Source organism: Bacillus sp. 22-7, assembly GCF_010628845.1.
GTDB lineage: Bacteria > Bacillota > Bacilli > Bacillales > Cytobacillaceae > Cytobacillus > Cytobacillus firmus_B.
This window is the reverse complement of the sequence record NZ_NJQY01000004.1, coordinates 269183-291205: the sequence shown is the minus strand read 5'-3', so window position 1 is coordinate 291205 and position 22023 is coordinate 269183. Positions and strand designations below refer to the sequence as shown.

24 protein-coding genes are annotated in these 22023 nt (G+C 43.2%); 12 read left to right on the top strand and 12 right to left on the bottom strand.

All coding sequences use genetic code 11. The annotated features are described in order from the left end of the window. Positions 1 to 74 precede the first annotated feature (74 nt). Complete coding sequence (locus tag CE058_RS03360) at positions 75 to 1055, top strand: metal-dependent hydrolase (protein WP_048011774.1); 981 nt, start codon at positions 75 to 77, stop codon at positions 1053 to 1055. 33 nt (positions 1056 to 1088) lie between these two features. Here CE058_RS03360 and CE058_RS03355 read toward each other — a convergent pair whose 3' ends face one another. After that, complete coding sequence (locus CE058_RS03355; RefSeq protein WP_048011773.1) at positions 1089 to 1358, bottom strand: YfhJ family protein; 270 nt, start codon at positions 1356 to 1358, stop codon at positions 1089 to 1091. Between the two features lie 127 nt (positions 1359 to 1485). On the opposite strand from CE058_RS03355, the gene CE058_RS03350 reads away from it, so the two are divergent. Continuing rightward, positions 1486 to 1656, top strand: coding sequence for a small, acid-soluble spore protein K (locus tag CE058_RS03350; protein ID WP_048011772.1), 171 nt, complete (start codon positions 1486 to 1488; stop codon positions 1654 to 1656). Positions 1657 to 1675: 19 nt separating this feature from the next. Further along, positions 1676 to 1834, top strand: coding sequence for a YpzG family protein (locus CE058_RS03345; protein WP_009335831.1), 159 nt, complete (start codon positions 1676 to 1678; stop codon positions 1832 to 1834). Between the two features lie 61 nt (positions 1835 to 1895). Here CE058_RS03345 and CE058_RS03340 read toward each other — a convergent pair whose 3' ends face one another. Beyond that, the gene (locus CE058_RS03340; RefSeq protein ID WP_048011771.1) at positions 1896 to 2225 is read right to left on the bottom strand and encodes a YfhH family protein; all 330 of its coding nucleotides are present in this window, start codon (positions 2223 to 2225) and stop codon (positions 1896 to 1898) included. A 177-nt stretch (positions 2226 to 2402) separates the two neighbouring features. Here CE058_RS03340 and CE058_RS03335 point away from each other — a divergent pair, with 177 nt between their 5' ends. Further along, positions 2403 to 3074 carry an SDR family NAD(P)-dependent oxidoreductase gene (locus CE058_RS03335; protein WP_048011770.1) on the top strand — a complete coding sequence of 224 codons (672 nt, stop codon included), beginning with the start codon at positions 2403 to 2405 and terminating at the stop codon, positions 3072 to 3074. Between the two features lie 18 nt (positions 3075 to 3092). Here CE058_RS03335 and recX read toward each other — a convergent pair whose 3' ends face one another. Further along, positions 3093 to 3896, bottom strand: coding sequence for a recombination regulator RecX (recX, locus tag CE058_RS03330; protein ID WP_048011769.1), 804 nt, complete (start codon positions 3894 to 3896; stop codon positions 3093 to 3095). Between the two features lie 104 nt (positions 3897 to 4000). Here recX and CE058_RS03325 point away from each other — a divergent pair, with 104 nt between their 5' ends. The 3 genes from CE058_RS03325 to CE058_RS03315 all read left to right on the top strand — a co-directional run bounded on the left by CE058_RS03325 (position 4001) and on the right by CE058_RS03315 (position 5388). Continuing rightward, on the top strand, positions 4001 to 4906 hold the full coding sequence (locus CE058_RS03325) for a TIGR01777 family oxidoreductase (protein WP_048011768.1): 906 nt from the start codon (positions 4001 to 4003) through the stop codon (positions 4904 to 4906). Positions 4907 to 4980: 74 nt separating this feature from the next. Beyond that, complete coding sequence (locus tag CE058_RS03320; RefSeq protein WP_082139046.1) at positions 4981 to 5106, top strand: YfhE family protein; 126 nt, start codon at positions 4981 to 4983, stop codon at positions 5104 to 5106. 93 nt (positions 5107 to 5199) lie between these two features. Beyond that, on the top strand, positions 5200 to 5388 hold the full coding sequence (locus tag CE058_RS03315) for a YfhD family protein (protein WP_048011767.1): 189 nt from the start codon (positions 5200 to 5202) through the stop codon (positions 5386 to 5388). 55 nt (positions 5389 to 5443) lie between these two features. On the opposite strand, the gene CE058_RS03310 is transcribed toward CE058_RS03315, so the two are convergent. Beyond that, positions 5444 to 5947, bottom strand: coding sequence for a DoxX family protein (locus CE058_RS03310; protein ID WP_048011779.1), 504 nt, complete (start codon positions 5945 to 5947; stop codon positions 5444 to 5446). 326 nt (positions 5948 to 6273) lie between these two features. Between CE058_RS03310 and CE058_RS03305 the strand changes: the two genes are divergently transcribed. After that, a complete protein-coding gene (locus CE058_RS03305) occupies positions 6274 to 7335 on the top strand; it encodes a M20 family metallopeptidase (RefSeq protein ID WP_163140276.1) in 1062 nt (353 codons plus the stop codon). Between the two features lie 75 nt (positions 7336 to 7410). Then, a complete protein-coding gene (locus tag CE058_RS03300; RefSeq protein ID WP_163140274.1) occupies positions 7411 to 8076 on the top strand; it encodes a vWA domain-containing protein in 666 nt (221 codons plus the stop codon). A gap of 67 nt (positions 8077 to 8143) precedes the next feature. Here the strand turns inward: CE058_RS03300 and CE058_RS03295 are convergent, their stop codons facing one another. From CE058_RS03295 to CE058_RS03260, 8 genes are all read right to left on the bottom strand, one after another. After that, the gene (locus tag CE058_RS03295) at positions 8144 to 9973 is read right to left on the bottom strand and encodes an ABC transporter ATP-binding protein (protein WP_048011764.1); all 1830 of its coding nucleotides are present in this window, start codon (positions 9971 to 9973) and stop codon (positions 8144 to 8146) included. After that, complete coding sequence (locus tag CE058_RS03290; protein ID WP_048011763.1) at positions 9966 to 11702, bottom strand: ABC transporter ATP-binding protein; 1737 nt, start codon at positions 11700 to 11702, stop codon at positions 9966 to 9968. Before CE058_RS03290 ends, CE058_RS03295 begins: the two co-directional genes overlap by 8 nt. A gap of 161 nt (positions 11703 to 11863) precedes the next feature. Then, positions 11864 to 12844, bottom strand: coding sequence for a glycerophosphodiester phosphodiesterase family protein (locus CE058_RS03285; RefSeq protein WP_048011762.1), 981 nt, complete (start codon positions 12842 to 12844; stop codon positions 11864 to 11866). Between the two features lie 95 nt (positions 12845 to 12939). Then, complete coding sequence (locus CE058_RS03280; protein ID WP_048011761.1) at positions 12940 to 13650, bottom strand: ABC transporter ATP-binding protein; 711 nt, start codon at positions 13648 to 13650, stop codon at positions 12940 to 12942. After that, complete coding sequence (locus CE058_RS03275) at positions 13643 to 14416, bottom strand: ABC transporter ATP-binding protein (RefSeq protein ID WP_048011760.1); 774 nt, start codon at positions 14414 to 14416, stop codon at positions 13643 to 13645. The genes CE058_RS03280 and CE058_RS03275 overlap by 8 nt, the downstream gene beginning before the upstream one ends. Then, a complete protein-coding gene (locus CE058_RS03270; RefSeq protein ID WP_048011759.1) occupies positions 14388 to 15365 on the bottom strand; it encodes a branched-chain amino acid ABC transporter permease in 978 nt (325 codons plus the stop codon). Before CE058_RS03270 ends, CE058_RS03275 begins: the two co-directional genes overlap by 29 nt. Before the next feature lie 12 nt (positions 15366 to 15377). Then, entirely contained in the window at positions 15378 to 16253 is an 876-nt protein-coding gene (locus CE058_RS03265) for a branched-chain amino acid ABC transporter permease (protein WP_048011758.1), read from the bottom strand. Between the two features lie 79 nt (positions 16254 to 16332). Further along, entirely contained in the window at positions 16333 to 17487 is a 1155-nt protein-coding gene (locus CE058_RS03260) for an ABC transporter substrate-binding protein (RefSeq protein ID WP_048011757.1), read from the bottom strand. A gap of 259 nt (positions 17488 to 17746) precedes the next feature. On the opposite strand from CE058_RS03260, the gene CE058_RS03255 reads away from it, so the two are divergent. The 3 genes from CE058_RS03255 to CE058_RS03245 all read left to right on the top strand — a co-directional run bounded on the left by CE058_RS03255 (position 17747) and on the right by CE058_RS03245 (position 21625). Next, the gene (locus CE058_RS03255; protein WP_163140272.1) at positions 17747 to 18664 is read left to right on the top strand and encodes a proline dehydrogenase family protein; all 918 of its coding nucleotides are present in this window, start codon (positions 17747 to 17749) and stop codon (positions 18662 to 18664) included. A gap of 145 nt (positions 18665 to 18809) precedes the next feature. Next, positions 18810 to 20273 (top strand): sodium/proline symporter PutP, encoded by a 1464-nt coding sequence (gene putP / locus CE058_RS03250; RefSeq protein ID WP_048011755.1) that lies wholly within the window; start codon positions 18810 to 18812, stop codon positions 20271 to 20273. 122 nt (positions 20274 to 20395) lie between these two features. After that, entirely contained in the window at positions 20396 to 21625 is a 1230-nt protein-coding gene (locus CE058_RS03245; RefSeq protein ID WP_163140270.1) for a PucR family transcriptional regulator, read from the top strand. Positions 21626 to 22023: the final 398 nt, after the last annotated feature.

Here is a 22023-nt window from a genome sequence, read left to right as displayed (position 1 = left end):
AATTTTGCTGTTACACTTTAAGTAAATTAGGACTCCACATAAGATTTGTTACCAGGGAAGGAGGTATTTTCCTCTTGGATACCGGCACACATGTAGTAATGGGGCTGGCGCTTGGCGGCATTGCCACTCTTGACCCCGTTGTTGCGGAGAGTTCTGCCACAGCAACAAGTGTCATGATTGGAGCCATCGTCGGTTCACAAATACCTGATATCGATACTGTCTTAAAACTAAGAAATAACGCCGTTTACATTCGCAATCACAGGGGAATTACCCACTCCATACCGGCCGTCCTGCTTTGGCCGCTTGTCATACTTGCAGTGGTTTATCCGTTTTTTCCGTCAGCGGATCTGCTGCACTTATGGCTATGGACTTTTTTGGCTGTATTCCTGCATGTTTTTGTAGACATATTCAATGCATATGGAACACAGGCACTCCGGCCCTTTTCATCCAAATGGGTAGCACTGGGAATTATAAACACATTTGACCCATTCATTTTCGGGATTCATGTCGCCGGATTATTCATATGGGCATTTGGGGCACATCCCGGTTATACATTTCTAATCATTTATGGCATTATTTTCGTTTATTATCTTCTGCGGTTTGCAGCCCAGAGAAGTGTATTAAATGCCGTAAAGGTTATGATACCGGATGCAACTGAAATCATCATTGCCCCAACCATGAGGTTTAACCAGTGGCGTGTGGCGGTTATGAGCAGGCAGCAATTTTTCGTCGGGCGTGCTGTTAAAAACCATGTGAGGATTCTCGATCAATTTAATCGCGTTCCCGTTCCCGAGACACCTGTAATAGAAGCCGCGAAGAAAGATAAAAATCTATCTGCATTCCTGTCCTTCTCACCGGTTTACCGCTGGGAAGTGGATGAATATGATGATTATTATGAAGTTCGCTTTATTGACCTTCGCTACCGGAGCAATGGACATTATCCATTTGTAGCAGTGGTCCAGCTCGATCGGGAGTTTAACATTCAATCATCCTATACAGGCTGGATTTTCAGCGAGGAAAAGCTTCGAAAAAAACTGGATATTCTTCCCGGATAATAAAAACAGGCTGCTACGATTGGCAGCCTGTTTTTAATTTAGGGTATTCTTATCCTGCTCAAGCAAATGCTTATATTTAGGATTATTGGCGACAAATTCATGGAGCCTGCTGCCATAGTTTTCTATCCATTGCCTTACAATTCTTTCTGTCATTTCAGCACCCTTATATTCTCTGCCAGCCTTGGCATATGTTGCTTCGAAATCCTCCCAAAGCAGCTCAATCCATGTCTGGGCCTGACTTGCCGAAAGCAGGTTATTCTTTTCCAATAAAAGCTCATAAAGCTTTTGCTGGTACTCATTCATAAAAATCACCTCTTTTCCATTTATTAATCCCCTTAATCCTTCATAGCCTTCCGTAAAATACAAATAATAGTATTACGTGATTAGCTATTTGCCGGTCACGCTCTTATTCCGGTTTAGGAGGCTTGTTATGCGCAATAAAGCGAGAAATTTCCCAAATCAGAACAATATAAAATTGGAGGGGGAGCCGCGGGCAAAAGCAGAGTATGCTTCACGCCGGGCTGATGGCACGATTAACACACACCCTCAGGAACGAATGAAAGCTTCAACAGACCGCGAAAGTGACACACCTGAATTTTAAAATACAGGGAGGCTTGGTTATGGGAAACAGCAAAAACTTTTTTGGTGATAATCCTTATTCCAGTCCATTTACTTCACCGCACTTTAGGCCAAAACGTGCACATTCACAAGTAAATGGCGAGACCCAGCAAACTCAAGACCTCATTATTTTAAAAAGGCAGATTCGCAAAAACTCTTAAAGTGAAATTTCAATCAGGGGGGGCTTTTCCCCCTCTGAGTGTTTTTTACTCCACGCTCAGGTCATCCTTTATTCTCTAATTTTTTCAGCATGGAAATGGGCAGAGCCTCTTCGCCTTTGCTTCCGTTCAGCCTGAATCCCCAGGCAAATACTCCATTCATATAGTCAATCTTAAAGTAAACACCCGGATCCCCGTCAATTTCATAAATTTCACCGGGTAAAAAGTCATCTGGATTGAGCAGGTAGGATTTCGCCATTATGACTTTGCGTTCAAGCACGGCAAACTCATTTACCATACCCATCTGTTCCGCTTTCCTTGCTTTTTCATTTAAACTGGCAATTTCCTGCTGAAGCTCATACGTAGACATTGTACTGTATCTTTTTTCCTGCATATTAATATCCTCTTACTTTCTTCAGATAGTTACATTTACTGTTAAGGCTTCCATAGCTAAGTATATGAGAAAATGCCCGTTTAGAAAAGGCTCCTGTTTTTTGTTTTAATGCATTTCGCATGTGCTGGACTTTTTTGCTAAGATGGTGATTATAAGACGTTTCAAAGGAGGATTCAGATGAAGTCAGTCATCATTACCGGCGCGGGGTCAGGCTTGGGAAAAGAGCTTGCTTTATTGTTTGCGGGACAGGGATTTCATATTATTTTAACTGGCAGGACATTGGAAAAGCTGCAGAGCGTGGAACAGGAAATTCATGAAGCCGGCGGAAGCGCTCAATCCTATACTGTAGATATCACACAAACCAAAGACATCAGCAAATTGATGACGCAACTCCAAAACCATGAACTCTATGGCCTGATAAACAATGCCGGGGTTGGACATTTCGGGCCTGTTAACAGCCTTTCAGCTCATGACATTCAGGAAATGTTCGAAACTAACACGCTGGGCACTATTTATATGACACAGGCCGTTCTCCCCCTTTTAAAGGAAAAAAACGAAGGCCTGCTGATGAATATCATCTCGACTGCGGGCTTAAAAGGGAAAGTAAATGAATCCGTGTATGTGGCAAGCAAATTCGCTGTAAGAGGGTTTACGGAGAGCCTTCAGAAGGAACTGGAGAATACAAATATTAAAGTTAAAGCGGTTTATATGGGCGGCATGGATACCCCTTTCTGGGATGAAAACGACCATATCAAGGACAAATCGAGGCTTCGTTCTCCTAAAGCAGTGGCAGCCATGATTCTGGATCATATAGAAGAAGACTCAATTGTCATCGAGTCAAAAAAATAACACATGGGCTTCCATGTGTTATTCTTCTTCACTTAAAAATTGCTCTATCAATTCAAAAGAAAAACCTTTTCTGAACAAGGCTTGCTTCATTTTTTGCATATATTCGAACTCAGGAAGGTTTGCATATTTCTTCTTCGCTTTTTCCGCCTGGAACCTCAGGGCAGCCAGTTCTTCATCCTCTTCTTTATCAATCTCCGTTTCAGTTACAGCTTCTTGAATGATGTCGAAATTAAAGCCTTTGCGCATTAACATCTGTTCCAGCTTTTGCTTAAGGATTTTGGATGAATCACGAGCATATTTCTTTGAATATTTTTCACACAGCCTTATAGCGGCAGCTACTTCAGCATCCCTTGGATATTCCTCCAATGCCATTTCGATTAATTGAGGGGAAATCCCTTTTTCCTTTAGTTCTGTGCGGATCAGGCCTTTACCTTTATCTGATGTGTTCATTTGTGTACGCACAAAAGCTGCTGCAAATTCTTCATCATTTAAAAAATGGTAATCATACAATTTGTGGATAACTTCCTGAATAACCGGTTCTTCCACTTCTTTTTCAGCTAAATGTTTGCGGACTTCGGTTTCTGAGCGCATTCTTCTGGATAAATAATGAATAGCCCTGTTATAGGCTTTCCGGATATCATCCTGATAGCCAATTTCATTTAAAGAGAATTCATCAAGCTCCATTCCCTTTTTTAGCTGATGCTTAATTAAAACATCTTCATCCACACTAAATGCATATTCTTCACCTTTCCCATAATCCATATATATATTGTAGCGGTCTGTGTTTTTTTTCTGAACTGTGATTTTCGTAATAGTCGGCATTTTCTCCACCTCTTATCTTAAATGTAACACATCCAAAAAAGGATTTTGAAAGAAAACGTCGTAAAATGTACCAAAGTATATGACACTTGAAAGGGGAATTTCCCATGAGAATTGCCATCGCCGGCGGAACTGGTTTTGTTGGAAGCGCCTTGGTTAAAAAATTACTGGATAAAAAACATGAACTGTTTATTCTTACAAGGAATTCAGCTGATAAGCATGCTTCTAAAAATTTGCAATATGTACAATGGCTGAACGATGATGACTCACCTGAGGATGCTCTGGAAAGCATTGACGTGTTTATCAACCTGGCTGGTGAGTCCATTAACAGCGGAAGATGGACAGATGAACGCAAAAAGCGTATATTAAACAGCCGCATTACTGCCACAAGGGAAGTTCTCCGCATTGTTAGCCGCCTTGAAGAAAAGCCATATACATTAATCAATGCCAGTGCGGTCGGTTACTATGGCACATCCCGGAATGAAACCTTTACAGAAGCCAACAGCAAAAGCGGCACTGATTTTTTAGCTGAAACAGTAAGATGCTGGGAAGAAGAGGCCTCCAAAGCAGAAGAATTTGAAGTCCGGACCGTTTTCTGCAGATTTGGAATCATTCTCGAAAAGAGCGATGGAGCTCTTCCGCGAATGGCACTTCCCTACAAGCTATTTGCCGGAGGGTCTGTTGGAACTGGGGATCAATGGGTTTCCTGGATTCATTTAGATGATGTTGTAAACGGAATCCTTTATTGCATTGAATACGAGCATCTGCAGGGGCCCGTTAACTTTACATCACCAAATCCCCTGACAATGAAAGAATTTGGAAAAATACTCGGTGAAGTCCTTAATCGCCCCCACTGGCTGCCCGCTCCCGGTTTTGCTTTAAAAATAGCTCTCGGGGAGATGAGTACATTGGTACTGGAAGGGCAAAAGGTGCTTCCTGAAAAACTGCAGGCATTAGGCTATGACTTTTTATATCCGGATTTACGTTCAGCTCTAAGGAATATTTATCAATGAAATTTGTATCATTTATGTCAAATAAGGGAAAAATAAGGTAAGTGTGTACCCTTATTCTGAAAGGATGATGCAAAGTGGATAAAAAGAAAAAAGACAAATCCAAAAGCACGTTATCAAGCATGCAGGAAGTAACTTATTCAAGAGAATTCAAACGGGCTGACAAGGCCGGCGGATTTGCAGGCAGACTGTCCAAACATTAATTTCCACTCATACCGCCCTGATCGATGGTACATGATAAAGGTACGGAAACACCTAAGTTTCCGTACCTTTATTGCTGAAAGGGGTTATTTACAATGGGCCGTGCACATGGACATAAAACTCGTGATAAAAACAAAGCATCACTTCCACAAGTACCGAAAAACATGAAATCTGACGGCATCGACGTAGAATTTAACCGCGAACTCGCCGATCATGATGATCTCGAGGCAATGGCACGTTCCAAGGCTGCCGATCAGCGGGCAAAAAGCAGGAAAAAACGCTAGCTCAAAGGTAAAAAAGAAGCAGGAACATCAGGTTCCTGCTTCTTCCTATTTCTGCTTAGTGGGTGTGTGCTTCTCTTTTGCCTATGCCGTGACCGCCTTTCATCATTGTCTTGATATATGGATAAGCGAATCTGTCAATTCCCCAGTAGTAAGCACCAGCGCCTGTAAATAGAAGGATGATTGCTGCTGTATACAGTATTGGGTTAGTGCTTGTTGTTCCTGCTAACAAGAAGTTTAGATTCATGAAAGCTGCTGCAATTAAAGCCGGAATGGTCGCAGCTCCAAGTATAAGGCCAACCCCGACAAGAACTTCACCCCATGCCACTAGAGTGCTGAATAAGTCCGCGTTTGGCAGTGCTACATTTTCCAGGAATCCAGCATACCAGCCCTGCACTGCAGGATGATCGCCAGCTGCTTTGGCAATGGCCCCCTGCATAAATCCGCCTGCATCAAATCCGTCTGCTACCTTATGCCATCCTGCTTCAAGCCACTGAATACCCAGCCAAACCCTTAATACGGTCCAAACAGCTGCTGCCTGAGGAGTTTTCCACCATTTCATCATCATAATCATCTCCATGTTATTATTGTGAATAATTTCACATAATATCTTAAAATTTTTTCCCTCTTGGGGATTTAAAAAGCCGGCCAGCTCTTAGGAGGAAGGAATGCTTTAGTGAAGTTGTTTTTTGAATTGATTTGTGAAACATTTCACTAACTTTCCTCACTTATAATATACTCCATCCCTCCCCTTTTCGCAATACACTTCACCAATTCTTCACAATTATTGGGCCATCATAAAACAGGCTGTTTTCATCCTCCCAAAGCGGGAATAGTAAGAGAGGACTGTGTAAATTTATTGCTGTATTAAAGGAGGACCTTTGACATATGCTTGAAAACTTATTGAAAGATCTCATTTCCATTAACAGCTCTTCAAAGGAGGGAGCAAACCAGGCCATTGAATATTGCCATCTATGGCTGTCGGGACATGACCTCCCTTCCAGAATCATCGAAAATAATGGCTATAAAATGGCTGTCTGTGAAATCGGAAGCGGGGATCAGACCATTATTTTTAACGGACATGTGGATGTTGTTTCAGGAAAGGATGAACAGTTCATTCCTGTAGAAGTCCGCGATAAGATTTATGGACGTGGAGCTGCGGATATGAAAGCCGGTGTTGCCGCCATGATGTGCGCAGTAAAAGAGCTCAAAAATATGCCCATAGGCGTAAAAATACAGATTCAAATTGTTTCAGATGAAGAAATCGGAGGCTTTAATTGTTCCGGGTATTTAGCAGAACAGGGATATCGCGGCGATTTTGTCATTTGCTCTGAACCCACTCAGCTTGGAATTGCGCTCGAAGCAAAAGGCGTTATCAGGCTGGACATTGAGATAGAAGGAGACCCTGCACACGGCAGCCGTCCATGGGAGGGAGTCAATGCTATCGAAAAGGCTTTTGAAGTTCATCAAAAACTATTAAAATTGCCTTTTGCAAAGGAATCATCGGAATTTTACCCATATCCTTCGATTAATCTTGCAAAAATAAGCGGAGGGGATGTATATAATAAGGTGCCTGAAAAATGTGTAATGTCGTATGATATCCGCTATTTGCCGCAGCAAAACCATGAAGAGATCATCAAACAAATTGAAAATATCACAGATGGGGAAATTATCATGAATATGTTCTCAAAGCCGCTTGTGACAGCCAGAGATAATCCTTTCATCCTGATGCTCGAACCCATTGTCGAAAAGCACACAGAAGATAAAGCTGTTTTCTTTGGACAGCATGGTTCTGCGGATACTGTGTTCTTTGCCAATTACGGGATCCCTGCCATCGAATTTGGCCCAACCGGCATGAACTGGCACGGAGATAAGGAATACGTTCTGCCGCATTCCATCCATTTATATGAAAAAATCCTGATCGACTTTGCTATGAAATTCTCAAATTAGAAAGCTTTTTTAATGCGGATAGTCTCCCGATATGGTAAACATTAGAATATATGATTAAAGGGGGATTCCACATAAATGAGCTCTATTAGTTTATTAAAAAAATCAGCAGGCATTGTACTGGAAAAAAAGAATCTGACAAATGTCACTGCCAGAGTAGGTTTGGTGCTGGACATTTCCGGCTCCATGCGCAAGTTATATAAAAATGGAACCGTTCAGAGGGTTGTGGAGAGAATCTTAGCTGTTGCCAGCCAATTTGATGATGATGGCGCATTGGATGTCTGGGTCTATGATAATGAATTTTCCAGGCTGAAGCCGGTAACTGAACATGATTTTGAAGGATATGTGGATCAGTATATTTTAAATAATGATCTAATACACAAATTCGGACGAAATGATGAGCCTCCGGTAATGGAGGATGTCATTCAGAAATATACCTCTGAAGATCCGAGCAAAGATCCAGCCTTCATTGTTTTCATTAATGATGGCGGCTGCAAAAGAACCATCAAAAAACCTGTTGTTTCATCATCCGATAAACCCTTGTTCTGGCAGTTTGTCGGGATAGGCGATTCAAACTTTGAAGTATTGGAAAAGCTGGATGAAATGGATGGCCGCTATATTGATAACGCAAATTTTTTCCACATTAAAGATGTAGAGGCCATTTCTGATAACGAACTATATGACCTCCTGCTGAACGAATTCCCGGACTGGCTAAGAGAAGCAAGAGAAAAAAATGTTATTTGATAGATAAGCGAAAAGGCGGATTTGATCGTAATCAAGTCCGCCTTTTGTGTTGGAATAGCCATTGACTTCAAGCATTTGCCCCTGCTGCCGCTTTACCATGCAGCCGGTAATAAAAGCCCTCCTGTTCAAGCAGTGATTCATGTGTTCCTTCCTCAATAATCCTGCCCTCTTCCAGAACAAAAATTTTATCCGCATTTTGAATGGTGTTCAAACGGTGGGCAATGACAAAGCTGGTCCTTCCTTTCATCAGCTCCTGAAGGGCATCCTGAATTTTAAGCTCTGTCACCGTATCAATGCTGCTTGTGGCTTCATCCAGAACTAAGATGTCCGGGTTGGCCAAAAATGCACGTGCAATGGAAAGAAGCTGCTTTTGCCCCTGACTGATGCCATTTCCTTCCTGACTCAGCACTGTATCATACTGCTGCGGCAGTTTCACGATAAATGAATGGGCATTGGCAAGCTTAGCCGCCTCCACCACTTCTTCTTCTGAAGCTTCCAGCCTGCCGTAGCGGATATTTTCACGCACAGTGCCGCGGAAAAGAAATGAATCCTGCAGGACAAATCCCATATGCTTTCTAAGGCTTTCTTTTTTCACATTTGCGATATCTTCACCGTCAATTAAAATACGGCCTGAGTCCCGTTCATAAAAGCGGGAGAGCAAATTGATCATGGTGGTCTTTCCTGCACCTGTCGGACCAACGAAAGCAGCGGTCTGGCCTGCTTTGACATGGAGGTTTACGTTTCTTACCGTATTTCCGTCTTCTTCATACGAAAAAGAAACATCCTGGAATTCGACCTCGCCTTTCACTTCGGCAAGCTCTTTCAGCTGCTCTTCATTTCGGAATTCTTCATCCTCATCCATGATGTCGAATACCCGCTCTGCTCCGGCAAGCGCAGATAGAAGGGTGTTAAATTGGTTTGCCAGGTCATTAAGCGGACGTGTAAATTGGCGGGAATACTCTGTGAATATGACAATCACACCGATTGAGATCATCCCATTCAGGGCAAAAATGCCCCCTGCCCCGGCGATAATGGCAAAGCTCAAGTTGTTCAGGACATTCATCAGCTTCGGGATAAACCCGGAATAAGTTTGAGCCCAGAACCCTGCCAGCTTAAGTTTTTCCCCTTTTTCCCGAAACTCGGCCATCACTTTCTGTTCCTGAGAAAAGGTCTTGATGATCCTTTGCCCTGATATGGTTTCTTCAATAAAACCGTTCAGCTCTCCAAGATTCTTCTGCTGCTCTTTGAACAGCCTTCCTGTCCGTGCTGTAATCCATTTCATTCCCAAGAACATCAGCGGCACAATGATCAGGGTAATGAGCGTCAGCAAAGGACTTAGCCAAAGCATAACAGAGACAGTGCCAATCAATGTCAGCAGGCTGGAAAAGACCTGTATCACTGAACTGTTCAGAGTCGAGCTGACATTTTCAATATCGTTTGTAACCCTGCTCATCAGTTCCCCCTGCTGCCGCTTGTCAAAGAACGGAATAGGCAGCCTGTGCAAGTGGCCAAAAAGCTTCGTTCTCATCGTAAAAACCGTTTCCTGTGCGATGCCGATCATCCAATAATTCTGAAACCAGAGGGCAAGCGAGTTCAACACATAAATGACGCCAAGCCAGATCAGTAAAGCGATAAATCCATCGCTGTTCTTTGTGACAATATAATCGTCAATAGCCATTCCGACTAAATAGGGGCCAAGCAGCCCCATTGCCGAGCTGATGACCACCATGAATAAAACGAGATATAACAAACCCTTATTATAGGCTAAATAGGACCAAATTCTTTTTAGTGTGGCCCCCATGTTTTCAGACTTGGGCTTTTTCCCTTTTGTAAATTCACCATTCAGCTCAAGAGGAATTCTTTTATGCTGGAAAGGTTCTTTAAAGTGTTTAAGCATAGTTTCTGTTCTCCTCTCCAGACTGGGATTGAAAAATTCGCTTATACAATCCGGATGTTTTAAGAAGAGTCTCGTGGTCTCCCTCAGCAAGAAGCACCCCATCCTCAAGCAACAGGATTCTGTCTGCTTCCATGGCTGTACTGATTTTCTGCGTAATAATCATGGTTGTACAGGTATATTGTTTCAATGAATTCAGAAGTTTTGCTTCTGTTTTCATATCCAGCGCACTTGTGCTGTCATCAAGAAGAAGGATTTTAGGCTTTCGTACAAGCGCCCGGGCAATGGAAAGACGCTGTTTTTGCCCGCCGGATAAGTTAACTCCCTTTTGCCCCACTCTTGTTTCATAACCCTGCGGAAGCTTCATGATGGTTTCATGTATCTGCGCATTGACCGCTGCTTCAGTGATTTCCTCCATCGCTGCATCTTCTTTTCCCCATGATATGTTTTCTTTCACACTGCCTGTAAAGAGCAGGGCTTCCTGAGGAACAAAACCGATTTTCCTGCGGAGGTTCTCCATTTTCAATTCCCTTACATCCCGCCCATCAATTTCAACTCTCCCGCCGGTCACATCATAAAGGCGGGGGATAAGCTGGAATAAAGAGGTCTTCCCGGAGCCTGTTGCACCCATTATTGCCACTGTTTCCCCGGGATGGATGATAAAACTGATGCCATCGAGTACCTTCTCTGAAGTGCCTGGATATTTAAAAGATACATCTTTAAAGTGAATTTCCCCTCGGCTCACTGTTAAGCCCTTCCTATCATGAGATTCTTGACTGTCTGTTAAATCCACTTCAGTGTCCAGTACCTCTGTTACACGGTTTGCTGATGCCCTCGCCCTGGAAAATGCCATGATAATCCAGGAGAAAATGGAGAAGGCGGCCGTTATTCTGGTTGCATAGTTCACAATCGCAACTACCTCGCCTACCTTTACATCCCCTGCATTTACCTGTATGCTGCCAAACCAAAGGACTCCAAGAATACTAAGATTCATAATGAAAAGCAGAACAGGCATGGTCACTTCCATCAGGCGCAATGCTTTAACGGTTCCATCTCTGAGATCCTCATTTGTGCGTGCGAAGCGTTTCACTTCATGATTTCTGCGGACAAACGCTTTAATTAGCCTGATCCCCGTCAGGTTCTCCTGCATGACGCTATTCACAGAATCAAGCTTTTCCTGGACTGCCTTAAAAAGCGCGCCGCCTTTTCCCATGACCCAAAACAGAAATAGAAAAAGGAAAGGGGCAACAGCTGATAAGATAAGTGCAAGCTTTACATCTACCACAAATGCCATGATCAGGCCGCCGATGATTAAGAGAGGCGCTCTCATCATGATTCGAAGGCTCATAAAAACAGTATTCTGAAGCTGCGTAATATCATTCGTCATACGGGTAATTAATGAAGAGGTCGGAAAAAGATTAAAGTTGGCAAAGGAGAAGGATTGAACCTTGTCATATAAGCTTTTCCTTACATCAAAACCGAAGCTCTGGCTGACATGTGCAGCATAAAAGGAATTGATGACTCCAGCCGCAAAAGCCGCAAAAGAAGCAGCCAGCATGATCCCTCCCCACTTCAGGATCTCCTGAAGATCATTCTGCAGGATGCCTTCATCTATGATTTTTGCCATTAATAATGGCTGAATAAGCTCAACAGCAAGCTCCGTCAGCATTAATGACAGAGCTATAGCCACCGCTATCCGGTAAGGCTTAAGAAATGCCAATACTTTCGCCATTTATAGTCCCCCAAGCTGTAATTGCAGTTAATATATGTATAATAATACTCTTAAAATCCTTCGGCAAACTAAATAACCCTATCCATATCATAATCCTTTTTACAAAATTTTTAAATAATTCCGTTAAAAAAATTTAAAAACGCCTGGATCAGACCAGACGTCTATTCTTTCCTATATACTGGGGCAATCAGCTCAATCCTGTTTGTCCAGATGCCTCCTGAATAGCTCTCAGGGAGCCGTTTTAGGTCTTCCGGTCTGTCAAAGCCTTCCGACCAGCTGCCATCCCCGGCAACCACTATAACTCTTGTACCTGCCTCATCCATTCGGTTTAAGAACTTATTTGGCCATCCCCACAGCAGCTTTGTATATGATTCAGGAATATGAACCTGTGTGTTTTTGCAGGCATTTGGCACATAACCTGTCCATCCCGCACCTATATATGGCAGGAGGCAATCTTTCAATGTAGCCTTAGACATAGCCCGCATTCCAGGCATTTCTTCCTTCAGTGCGGCAATTGGATTGTCTCCTCCATATACAGTTATTTTCTCCAATCTGTCTGCTGGAAATATCGACAGGTATTCAGCAAGCTTTACTCCTTCCTGGGAGTCATTGCTTTTAATATGGATTAAGAGATCTCCTTTCGGGAACTCTTTCATGACTTCATCCAGGCTTGGCATCATTCCGATTCCCTTACCGCGAAACGGATGGGTTTTACCGTGATCGGCTGTATAGCCGTATCCAATGTCCAGCTTTTTTAATTCCTCCATTGTATACTCTCTCGTATTTCCTTTTGCATTTGTCCGGCAATCCAGGGTCCAATCATGGAACACCGCAAATTGTCCATCCTTTGTAAGCTGGATATCCAGTTCGACTATATCTGCCCCTGCCTCAAAAGCTGCTTCCATGGAAGGAATCGTATTCTCAAGAAAGTTATGCTCAGGCTCGTAAATTCTTTCAGCCGTACACGTCTCTCCTGTGATCCCTTCCATATGAAAGGTCTGTGCCATTCCTCTATGAGCGAGCAGGAGCGGCTTATCGTTTCTTTCTTTTGTAAGCAGAGAGCTGTTGTTTAAAAATAGAAATACGCCGAGAATTAATAAAGTTATCATTATCCTTTTTAAGATTTTCTTTCTCTTATTCATTTGTCCTCCGGTTTTTGCACGTTGATTTCCGTTATTATCATAATGCATTAGGTAAAAAGATAAAAGGCCAAATCAAAAGATTCGGCCTTTTATCTTTAGCTTGATTTGCGCCCCAGGTATGCTTCCATGATGCGCGGATCATTCAGAAGCTTCTCTGAACTTCCTTCAGCAACCATTTTGCCTGTTTCCAAAACGTATCCGTAATCGGATATTTTCAGGGCCTGCCTTGCATTCTGTTCAACCAATAGAACAGTCGTGCCCGCTTCATTAATTTCTTTTATAATTTTAAAGATGTCAGCCACGATCAGAGGGGCCAGTCCCATTGACGGTTCGTCCAGAAGAAGCAGCTTTGGTTTGCTGAGAATGGCCCTAGCAATGGCCAGCATCTGCTGCTGTCCGCCGGATAATGTTCCGCCAAGCTGTTTCTGCCTTTCTTCGAGGATGGGGAAACGCTCCATTACGTTCTTAATATCCTGGTCAATTTCATTATCCTTCCGGTGGTATGCCCCCATTTCCAGGTTTTCAAGCACTGTCATTCCGGAAAGAATCTGGCGGCCTTCCGGAACAAGGGCAATCCCTTTGCGCAGGAGCTGGTCCGGCCGAAGTCCCGTTACATCCTGCCCCTGAAATTGAATGCTGCCGGCTTGAGGCTTAAGCATTCCGGAAATGGTCTTCATGGTCGTTGTCTTCCCTGCACCATTTGCGCCAAGGATCGTAACAATACTGCCTTCTTCCACTTCGAGGCTGATGTTTTTAAGAACCTGGATTTTCCCGTAAAAAGCGTTAATCCCATTTACCTTAAGCATACATATCCTCCTCCTCACTGCCGAGATAGGCTTCGATGACATCAGGATTATTCTGGATTTCAGCAGGTGTGCCTTCAGCAATCTTCTTGCCGAAATTTAGGACGGCAATACGGTCGCATAATTTCATGACAAGCGGCATATCATGCTCAATCAGGAGGACCGTAATGCCCTGTTCCTGAATTCTTTTAATGAGGTGAAATAATTCGCTTGTTTCTGTTTCATTCATTCCGGCTGCCGGTTCATCGAGCAGAAGCAATTTAGGAGAGCTGGCCAGGGCACGGGCAATCTCCAGCCTTCTTTGCTGGCCGTATGCAAGACTGTCTGATACAGTTTCCGCGAACCCGCCGAGCCCCACAAACTCTAATAGTTCATTCGCTTTGCTGCGGATTCTCTCTTCTTCCTGCCGCTGTGATTTTGTCCTGAATACACTGCTGAAAACCCCTGATTTGCTTCGGCAGTGCTCCCCAACCATCACGTTTTCTTCTGCTGTCATCTGCGGAAACAGGCGAATATTCTGGAATGTCCTGCAAATGCCTTTTTTCGTGATCAGATGCGGCTTTAAGCCATTGATATTGTCTTCATTAAAGATGATCTCGCCTGAGGTAGGAGTGAACATTGATGTAATCAGATTGAACATCGTGGTCTTCCCCGCTCCATTCGGACCAATCAGCCCAAAGATCTCACCTTGATTTATAGAGAACGAGACATCAGACAGGGCACTCAGCCCGCCAAAGTTTTTACATGCTTTTTTGACTTGAAGTACCATGCTTTTGCCTCCTCTTTGATGTTTTTAGCTTGACCCAGTTTAAAATATTTACATCAATTAATCCCTGCGGTCTGACTGCCATCATAATAATAATGATCAGACCGTAAATCATGTAGCGGTATTCGCTGATAAATCGGAGCACTTCCGGCATTACAGTTAGAAAGAGCGCCCCAAACACCGGTCCCCAGATTACTTCGCTTCCCCCGAAAACGGCAAAAATCAGAATCTCAACGGCACGGTGATAGGCAAAATCGGCAGGACTTATGTACGCAAGAACATGGGCAAACAGTGCACCTGCAAAACCCGCTACCAGGGCCCCCTGTGCAAATGCCAGGACCTTATAATACGTGATATTGATGCCCATTGATTCTGCAGCTTTTTCATCCAGCTTAATCGCTGCGAAAGCCCGTCCTACTCTTGAGCGGTTCTGCCTTCTGAAAAATGCGATGATGCTGATTGTCACCCCTAATAAAATGAGGAAGATAGCCAGAAACACAAACTGGTTATTTTGAAGCCCAAGTATTTTCGGATCAAAGCCTAAGTCTTTTAATGTATTCAGCAGCTCACGGCCCATATGCGGTATGCCTGATAAACCGACAGCTCCCTTTGTCATAGACTCCCAGTTTACAAAAATAACGCGGATAACCTCTCCAAACCCAAGGGTAACAATGGCGAGATAAACACCCTGAAGCCTTAATGTCGGTATCCCGATCAGGATTCCGAAAACACCTGCCAATAAAGTGCCGGCCAGTATGCCCACAATAATCGGAAGGTCAAAATTCAGCGTCAATAGTGCAGATGTATAGGCACCGATCCCCATAAATCCTGCGTTGGCTAGCGAAAGCTGTCCAGTTGATAGAGTAATATAAATACTAACCCCTAATATAATGTTGATTAATATAAAAGAAGCTACCTGTAAATAATATGGATTTATTAATTCTGCAAGCATGATTTCACCTTCTTACGCTGAAATTTTTTGGCCAAACAATCCCTGTGGCCTGATGAGAAGTATGATGATGATGGCCGCAAAAGCGATTGCATCTTTGTAACCTGAATCGCCGTAAACAACGACAAAGGTTTCGGCCAGACCAAGAATAAGTCCTCCTGCCATCGCTCCCTTGACATTCCCCATGCCCCCAAGAATGATGATGGCAAGTCCTTTTAGCCCAATGGATAAACCCATCTGCGGCGTTACAGAGTTAAAGGCCATCCCGACAAGGATACCGGCGATTCCGCCCATTGCCGATGCGATGATAACCGTCATTGTAATTGTTCTTTTGACATCAACACCAAGAAGGCTTGCTGTTTCCAGATTTTCAGCAGTTGCTCTTAAGGCTTTTCCTGCCTTTGTTTTGCCAAGCCAAAAAGAAAGGGCGTACATGAGCAGGACGGATATGACAAAGATGACAATCTGCACAAGATACACAGTTATCGAACCGATCTGGAAGCTGATTTCCGCGAAAGAAGCACGGAAAGGATGGTTGCCCGGTCCAAAAATATGGTGGGACAGGTTTTCCAGCAGTATCGATACACCAATAGTGCTGATCAATGGCGCCAGATGGGATACACCCTGTTTATTCCGGAGCGGTCTCAGGGCAAATCGTTCAAGCAGATATCCCATTGCAGCAGTTACCGCAATTGCAGCCAGAAAAGCCAGCCAAAGCGGCCCTTTAAAAGTGGAAGTGACAACAACGCCAATGAAGGCTCCGAACATAAAAATTTCTCCGTGTGCCATATTGATAATCCCAAGCACCCCGAAAACCAATGTAAACCCAAGTGCAACAATGGCATAAATGCTGCCAAGGGTAATTCCGTTTATTAATTGTTCGATTAACACGGCATTCACCTGCTTACTCTAATTTTCTTAAAAGTAAGCTCTGGCACTGAAGGCGCCAGAGCTTCACTTTCGCAGCTTTTTAATTAAATTCCTTAAATGCTCCTTCTTCAATAACTAAAACGGTCGGATCCATCACGACATCTCCTTCTTCATCGAAAGAGAACTCTCCAAGAATTCCATTAAAGCCCTTGACCTCGGCCAGAGCATCCCGAAGTGCATCACGGTCAGCTTCACCGGCATTCTTCAATGCCTCAGCCATTATGTACAGAGCATCGTATGCCTGTGCTGCAAACTGATCCGGCTTTTTGCCGTATTCCTTTTCATATTTGCTTACAAATTCCTTGACCTTATCATCTTCTTTTTCACCGTACCATGGAGTTGCCACAATCAGGCCATTTGCTGCATCCCCTGCAATATTGATGACCTCAGGAGAATTAAAGCCGTTTCCTCCGACAAACGGAACATCAATGCCCATTTTCCTGGCCTGATCCATGATGACTGCACCTTCATTGTATAGAGCAGACGCCAGAATTAGGTCCGGCTTTAAGCCTTTAATTTTTGTCAGCTGAGCATTATAATCTGATTGGCCTTTTTGGAACGTTTCAATCGTTAAGATTTCAAGGCCCTTCTCTTCCGCTGCTTTTTTCATTGTGTCAAAGCCCGATTTTGTAAAAACATCATCATTTCCATATAGAATTGCTACTTTTTTAGCATCATATTTTTCAATGGCTTTATCTATTGCAGCCGGAATCGCCAATGCTTCAGGCAGTGAGTTGCGGAAGACATAATCCCCAATTTGCGGAATTCCTTCTGCCGTTGTTGAAGTTCCCATGATCGGCACTCCGTTGAGGTCGGCTTCAGGACCGACTACGTTCATTTCTGTGCTTAAGGTTGGCCCGATAATGGCTGTCACATTCTCGGAATTCATAAGCTTTTGCGCTGCTGTCAATGCCTGATCCTGCTTACCGGCAGAATCCTCAGTTACAAGGTTAATCTTGACTTCTCCCTTGCCATTGATTTCTTCCTGTGCCAGCTTTAAGCCATTTGTGATAGCTTCACCATAAGCTGCACCCGGCCCGCTGATATAGGAAATAACTCCAATATCCGCTTTAACAGCTCCTCCACTGCTCTTCCCATCCTCATCCCCTGCAGCCTGGTTGCCGCCGCATGCAGAGAGGACAAGCAAACTGGACAATGCTGTAAATTGAGCAAATTTCTTTAACTGCTTTCTCATTTTTTAACCCCCATTTTCTGAAATAAATAAATATTCAAAACTATATTACTATTTAAATACAAATGCTTGTCATTGTAAACAATAATATGGAAACTTTTCTTACATATTAATTTGGAGCGGAATATGGAAAATGCAGCCTTTCATTGTCTTCTGTCAACAATAGATTGATTGAATCTTTGTTTTTTATGAACATTGTCGTAACTTGTCACAGAATTGTAAGATTAATCTAAAGATACAACCATTGGAGGTGCTTGTTGAAATGGAAGCGATTACAAGGGACTTTTTCCTATATTTATCTAAAAATAGCTTACTGAATAAAATCGCCCAGAATAGAGGCGGAAGTTTTGCAGCAGGAAAATTAATAGGCGGGGTTGATTTCAAAAGCAGCGTCCGATTTATCAGGGATCTGAATAATCAGGGACTTTCTGTAACAGTGGATCATTTGGGAGAATTTGTTGATTCTGTTGAAGTGGCAAATGAACGGACAGAGGAATGTATTTCAACCATTGAAATGATCAGCAAAGAAGGACTGGATTCACAAGTATCCCTGAAAATGACTTCTCTTGGTCTGGATATTGATCATGATCTTGTTGTGAAAAACATGACCAGAATTCTTGATACTGCCGAGAAGCATAAGATCATGGTGACAATCGATATGGAAGATGTGCCGCGCTGCCAGGCAACGATCGATTTGTTTAAACAGTTTAAAGAAAAGTACAGCTGTGTAAGCACCGTTCTGCAGGCGTACCTGTACCGGACTGAAAAGGACCTGGAGGATCTGGGGAAATACCAGCCGTTCTTAAGAATGGTAAAAGGGGCATATAAAGAAGCACCTGAGCACGCATTTCCTGAGAAGACAGATGTTGATGAAAACTATAAGAAATTAATAGAACAAAGTCTCTTAAACGGAAACTATACAGCAATAGCTTCCCACGATGACCAGATCATCGAGTACACAAAAGAATTAGCAAAGAAGCATAACATTTCAAACGACCGTTTCGAGTTTCAAATGCTTTATGGCATGAGGAATAAAACACAGCTGGAGCTGGCAAAGCAAGGCTATAAGATGCGTGTCTATGTACCATACGGCATGGACTGGTACGGCTATTTCATGAGAAGGCTTGCTGAACGGCCGGCTAATATTGCATTTGCTTTTAAGGGCATTTTCAAGAAATAATATTTTTCTTCCAAAATATTAAAATATAACTATAATAAAAAGAAACCAGTCATGATTTCTAGGTAATGAGAAAGCAAACCACTGCTTTCTCATCGCTTATTTTATCTAAATATTTTGTAAAACCAACAAAAAGGAGGCTGACAAAATGGATTATGCATTAATTATATCCATTACCGTGTATATGATTGGAATGCTTTGGATTGGCTATTATGCGTATAAACGGACTTCCAATCTATCAGATTACATGCTCGGAGGACGGACATTGGGTCCTGCGGTAACCGCTTTAAGTGCGGGTGCTTCCGATATGAGCGGATGGCTTTTGATGGGCCTTCCAGGAGCCATGTATGCCACTGGCCTAAGCGCTTCCTGGATTGTCATCGGCTTGACTCTCGGGGCATGGGCAAACTGGATCTATGTGGCACCAAGGCTTCGCACATATACTGAGGTAGCCAATGATTCTATTACGATTCCCGGTTATTTAGAAAACCGGTTCGGGGATGCTTCCAAAATCCTTCGCCTGATTTCAGGATTAGTTATCTTAATTTTCTTTACCTTTTATGTATCATCAGGCATGGTTTCCGGGGGCGTTTTATTCCAGAGCACTTTCGGGCTGGATTACCATACAGGTTTATGGATCATTACAGGTGTTGTGGTTGCGTATACACTATTTGGAGGATTTCTTGCGGTTAGCTGGACAGACTTTGTTCAGGGCTTGATTATGTTCCTCGCCCTCATTCTTGTCCCAATCGTAACCCTTTTCCATGTAGGAGGATTTGGGCCGGCAATTGATACTGCCAGAACAATCAATCCAGCTTTCCTTGATATCTTTAAAGGGACAAGCCTATTAGGCATCGTATCCCTTTTTGCATGGGGTCTTGGCTACTTTGGACAGCCACATATTATCGTCCGCTTTATGGCTATCAGTTCAGTTAAAGAAATCAAAAAAGCCACCCGCATTGGGATGGGCTGGATGATTTTCTCAAGTATTGGCGCTATGCTGACTGGTTTTGTGGGAATTGCTTATGTGGCGGATACCGGAATTAGCATCGAAGATCCCGAAACGATCTTCATCCTCCTTGGCGAGGTATTATTCCACCCGATCATTACAGGCTTTTTAATCTCGGCAATCCTTGCAGCTATCATGAGTACCATCTCATCACAGCTGCTAGTCACATCAAGCTCATTAACGGAAGATTTATATAAGACATTCTTCCGCCGCTCAGCTACAGATAAAGAATTGGTTACAATAGGAAGATTATCTGTATTGCTGGTTTCTGTCATTGCATTATTTATCTCATGGGAGAAAAATGAAACGATTCTGGACCTTGTGGGTTATGCTTGGGCTGGTTTCGGATCTGCTTTCGGACCGCTTATCATTCTCAGCTTATACTGGAAACGCATGACAAGATGGGGAGCACTAGCAGGGATGATCATAGGTGCCAGCACCGTCATCATTTGGTCTCAAGCCGGATTATCCGACTTCCTCTATGAAATGATCCCTGGCTTTGCTGCCAGCTTAATCGCCATCATCGTGGTGAGTCTTCTGACTGAGAAGCCATCTGCAGAAGTTGAGAAACAGTTTGCTGACTTTGAAAAATCCTTAAAATAAACTAGACTAATCAGGACTGGGCTAAGAAAATGCCCGGTCCTTTTTCTATACCACAAAATTCGGGTGGTGCCTGTCACCGTTTTTCACTATAATAAGAACAGCAATAATGAGGAGGGAGCTTAATGAGCCAGCCGCTGGAGAAAATCCTTACTTTGACTGATATTGATGAGATTACAGAAATGGTCAGCACTTTTTTGAAGAAGCCTGTTGTCATCGAGGATGAGCAATTCTCGCTGCTGGCTTATAGCTCGTATTATATTGAGCATTTTGATTTGGCGAACCAGCAGACTATTTTTTCGAAGAGATGGCCGATTCCCATTTTGGAGAAATTTATGGATGAAGGCATTGTTGACCAGTTAAAGACAATCCCTGAGCCTTTCAGAATTAAGAAGATGGAAGAAATCGGCCTTAACCAGCGTGTAGTTGTAAGCGCAAAATATAAAGAGCAGATACTTGGATTTATCTGGGTTCAGGAATTAGACGGTTTCCTGTCTGAAAGCGAAATGAAATTTCTGCATGACGTTTCCTTCCATATTGGAAAGCTTTTATATCAGAAAAACCTGAAGAAGCTCCGTAAAGAAGAAGAAAAACATCAATTTTATCAAAAAATCATTGATCGTACGTATCAGACCGAAGATCAGATTAAATGGGAAGCTGCCAATGTCAAAATCATCCTCCCGGAGGCTTTTATCATCAATGTATTTACGGTCGTTCAGGGAGATGAAGAGATGTTTGCTGAATTAAATGAAACCGTTCGGCTGTTCGCTAATGCGCTCAGCCATCCTGCTTATATCTTTACGAATCAGCATGAGATCATCGTAATGATCGGCAGCAGCTCCCCTGCACCCGGCAGCCTTTCAGAAGACGCACACGAATTAACCAATACCGTCCTAAGCCAATTCAGGCAGCAGACTGTGTATGCGGGAATCGGAGGAGAGTATTCCTCCATCCTAAAGCTGCGCAAAAGCTATCGAGAGGCCCTGGAGGTCATCAAAGCCGCCAAATTCATTGGCTCGCCTGAAGAACTGCCCTATGAATATAAAAAGCTCTGGGTGTTCCGTTACCTGGAACCGATCGCCCAGCATAACAGCAAGACCAATTATGTTAATGAAGATCTTATGAAGCTGCAGAAAAAAGACCTGGAGAGCCAAACCAGCCTGCTGAAGACGCTTGAAGTCTATTTATTGAACAACTGCCGCCTCAAGCCGACAGCTGAGCAGCTTTTCATCCATACCAATACATTAAAATACCGGATGAAACAAATTACTGACCTGACTTCAATCGATTTTGACGACTTTAATACAAGATGCCAGCTGTACATTGATTTACAGCTGCTTAAGCGGAGGAAATAGTAATGCGGGCTGGTGGAGGAAGAGATGCACAAAGGATGATTCATGGAGCTCTCATGCAGCCTCTTTTCCCATCACTGGCTTCTAAACTTGCCTGGATTTTCAACTCTGATAGAAACAATCTCCCCGCAGCTTAAACAAAAGCGAAAGATCTTCAGAGATCCAGTTGAAAGTTTTTTATTCAATGGCCTGACTGCCACATAGTCAGTGCCTTCTGCAAATTCTGTCCCTTTGCATCTCGGGCATTCTTTAACATGGTTCACCTTTATCAGCTCCCTTCAGCTTATATACGCATCAGAATTGTAAAAGTTCCCAAAAAAAGAAATGCCTGTCCCCTAACCAGGGAGCAGGCATTTTATCGCAGTCTAACGGGCAGTAAGACCCCCACTTCAAGACTCAGA

Coding starts and splice junctions, on each gene's coding strand:
- CE058_RS03340 (WP_048011771.1), bottom strand. CDS start 2,225: ATGCAGGAAAAAAGATACAGTACAATGTCTACGTATGAGCTTCAGCAG.
- CE058_RS03355 (WP_048011773.1), bottom strand. CDS start 1,358: ATGAATGAGTACCAGCAAAAGCTTTATGAGCTTTTATTGGAAAAGAAT.
- CE058_RS03245 (WP_163140270.1), top strand. CDS start 20,396: ATGAGCCAGCCGCTGGAGAAAATCCTTACTTTGACTGATATTGATGAG.
- CE058_RS03350 (WP_048011772.1), top strand. CDS start 1,486: ATGCGCAATAAAGCGAGAAATTTCCCAAATCAGAACAATATAAAATTG.
- CE058_RS03335 (WP_048011770.1), top strand. CDS start 2,403: ATGAAGTCAGTCATCATTACCGGCGCGGGGTCAGGCTTGGGAAAAGAG.
- CE058_RS03305 (WP_163140276.1), top strand. CDS start 6,274: ATGCTTGAAAACTTATTGAAAGATCTCATTTCCATTAACAGCTCTTCA.
- CE058_RS03255 (WP_163140272.1), top strand. CDS start 17,747: ATGGAAGCGATTACAAGGGACTTTTTCCTATATTTATCTAAAAATAGC.
- CE058_RS03260 (WP_048011757.1), bottom strand. CDS start 17,487: ATGAGAAAGCAGTTAAAGAAATTTGCTCAATTTACAGCATTGTCCAGT.
- CE058_RS03315 (WP_048011767.1), top strand. CDS start 5,200: ATGGGCCGTGCACATGGACATAAAACTCGTGATAAAAACAAAGCATCA.
- CE058_RS03325 (WP_048011768.1), top strand. CDS start 4,001: ATGAGAATTGCCATCGCCGGCGGAACTGGTTTTGTTGGAAGCGCCTTG.
- CE058_RS03275 (WP_048011760.1), bottom strand. CDS start 14,416: ATGGTACTTCAAGTCAAAAAAGCATGTAAAAACTTTGGCGGGCTGAGT.
- CE058_RS03300 (WP_163140274.1), top strand. CDS start 7,411: ATGAGCTCTATTAGTTTATTAAAAAAATCAGCAGGCATTGTACTGGAA.
- CE058_RS03285 (WP_048011762.1), bottom strand. CDS start 12,844: ATGAATAAGAGAAAGAAAATCTTAAAAAGGATAATGATAACTTTATTA.
- CE058_RS03280 (WP_048011761.1), bottom strand. CDS start 13,650: ATGCTTAAGGTAAATGGGATTAACGCTTTTTACGGGAAAATCCAGGTT.
- CE058_RS03290 (WP_048011763.1), bottom strand. CDS start 11,702: ATGGCGAAAGTATTGGCATTTCTTAAGCCTTACCGGATAGCGGTGGCT.
- CE058_RS03295 (WP_048011764.1), bottom strand. CDS start 9,973: ATGCTTAAACACTTTAAAGAACCTTTCCAGCATAAAAGAATTCCTCTT.
- recX (WP_048011769.1), bottom strand. CDS start 3,896: ATGCCGACTATTACGAAAATCACAGTTCAGAAAAAAAACACAGACCGC.
- CE058_RS03345 (WP_009335831.1), top strand. CDS start 1,676: ATGGGAAACAGCAAAAACTTTTTTGGTGATAATCCTTATTCCAGTCCA.
- CE058_RS03310 (WP_048011779.1), bottom strand. CDS start 5,947: ATGAAATGGTGGAAAACTCCTCAGGCAGCAGCTGTTTGGACCGTATTA.
- putP (WP_048011755.1), top strand. CDS start 18,810: ATGGATTATGCATTAATTATATCCATTACCGTGTATATGATTGGAATG.
- CE058_RS03270 (WP_048011759.1), bottom strand. CDS start 15,365: ATGCTTGCAGAATTAATAAATCCATATTATTTACAGGTAGCTTCTTTT.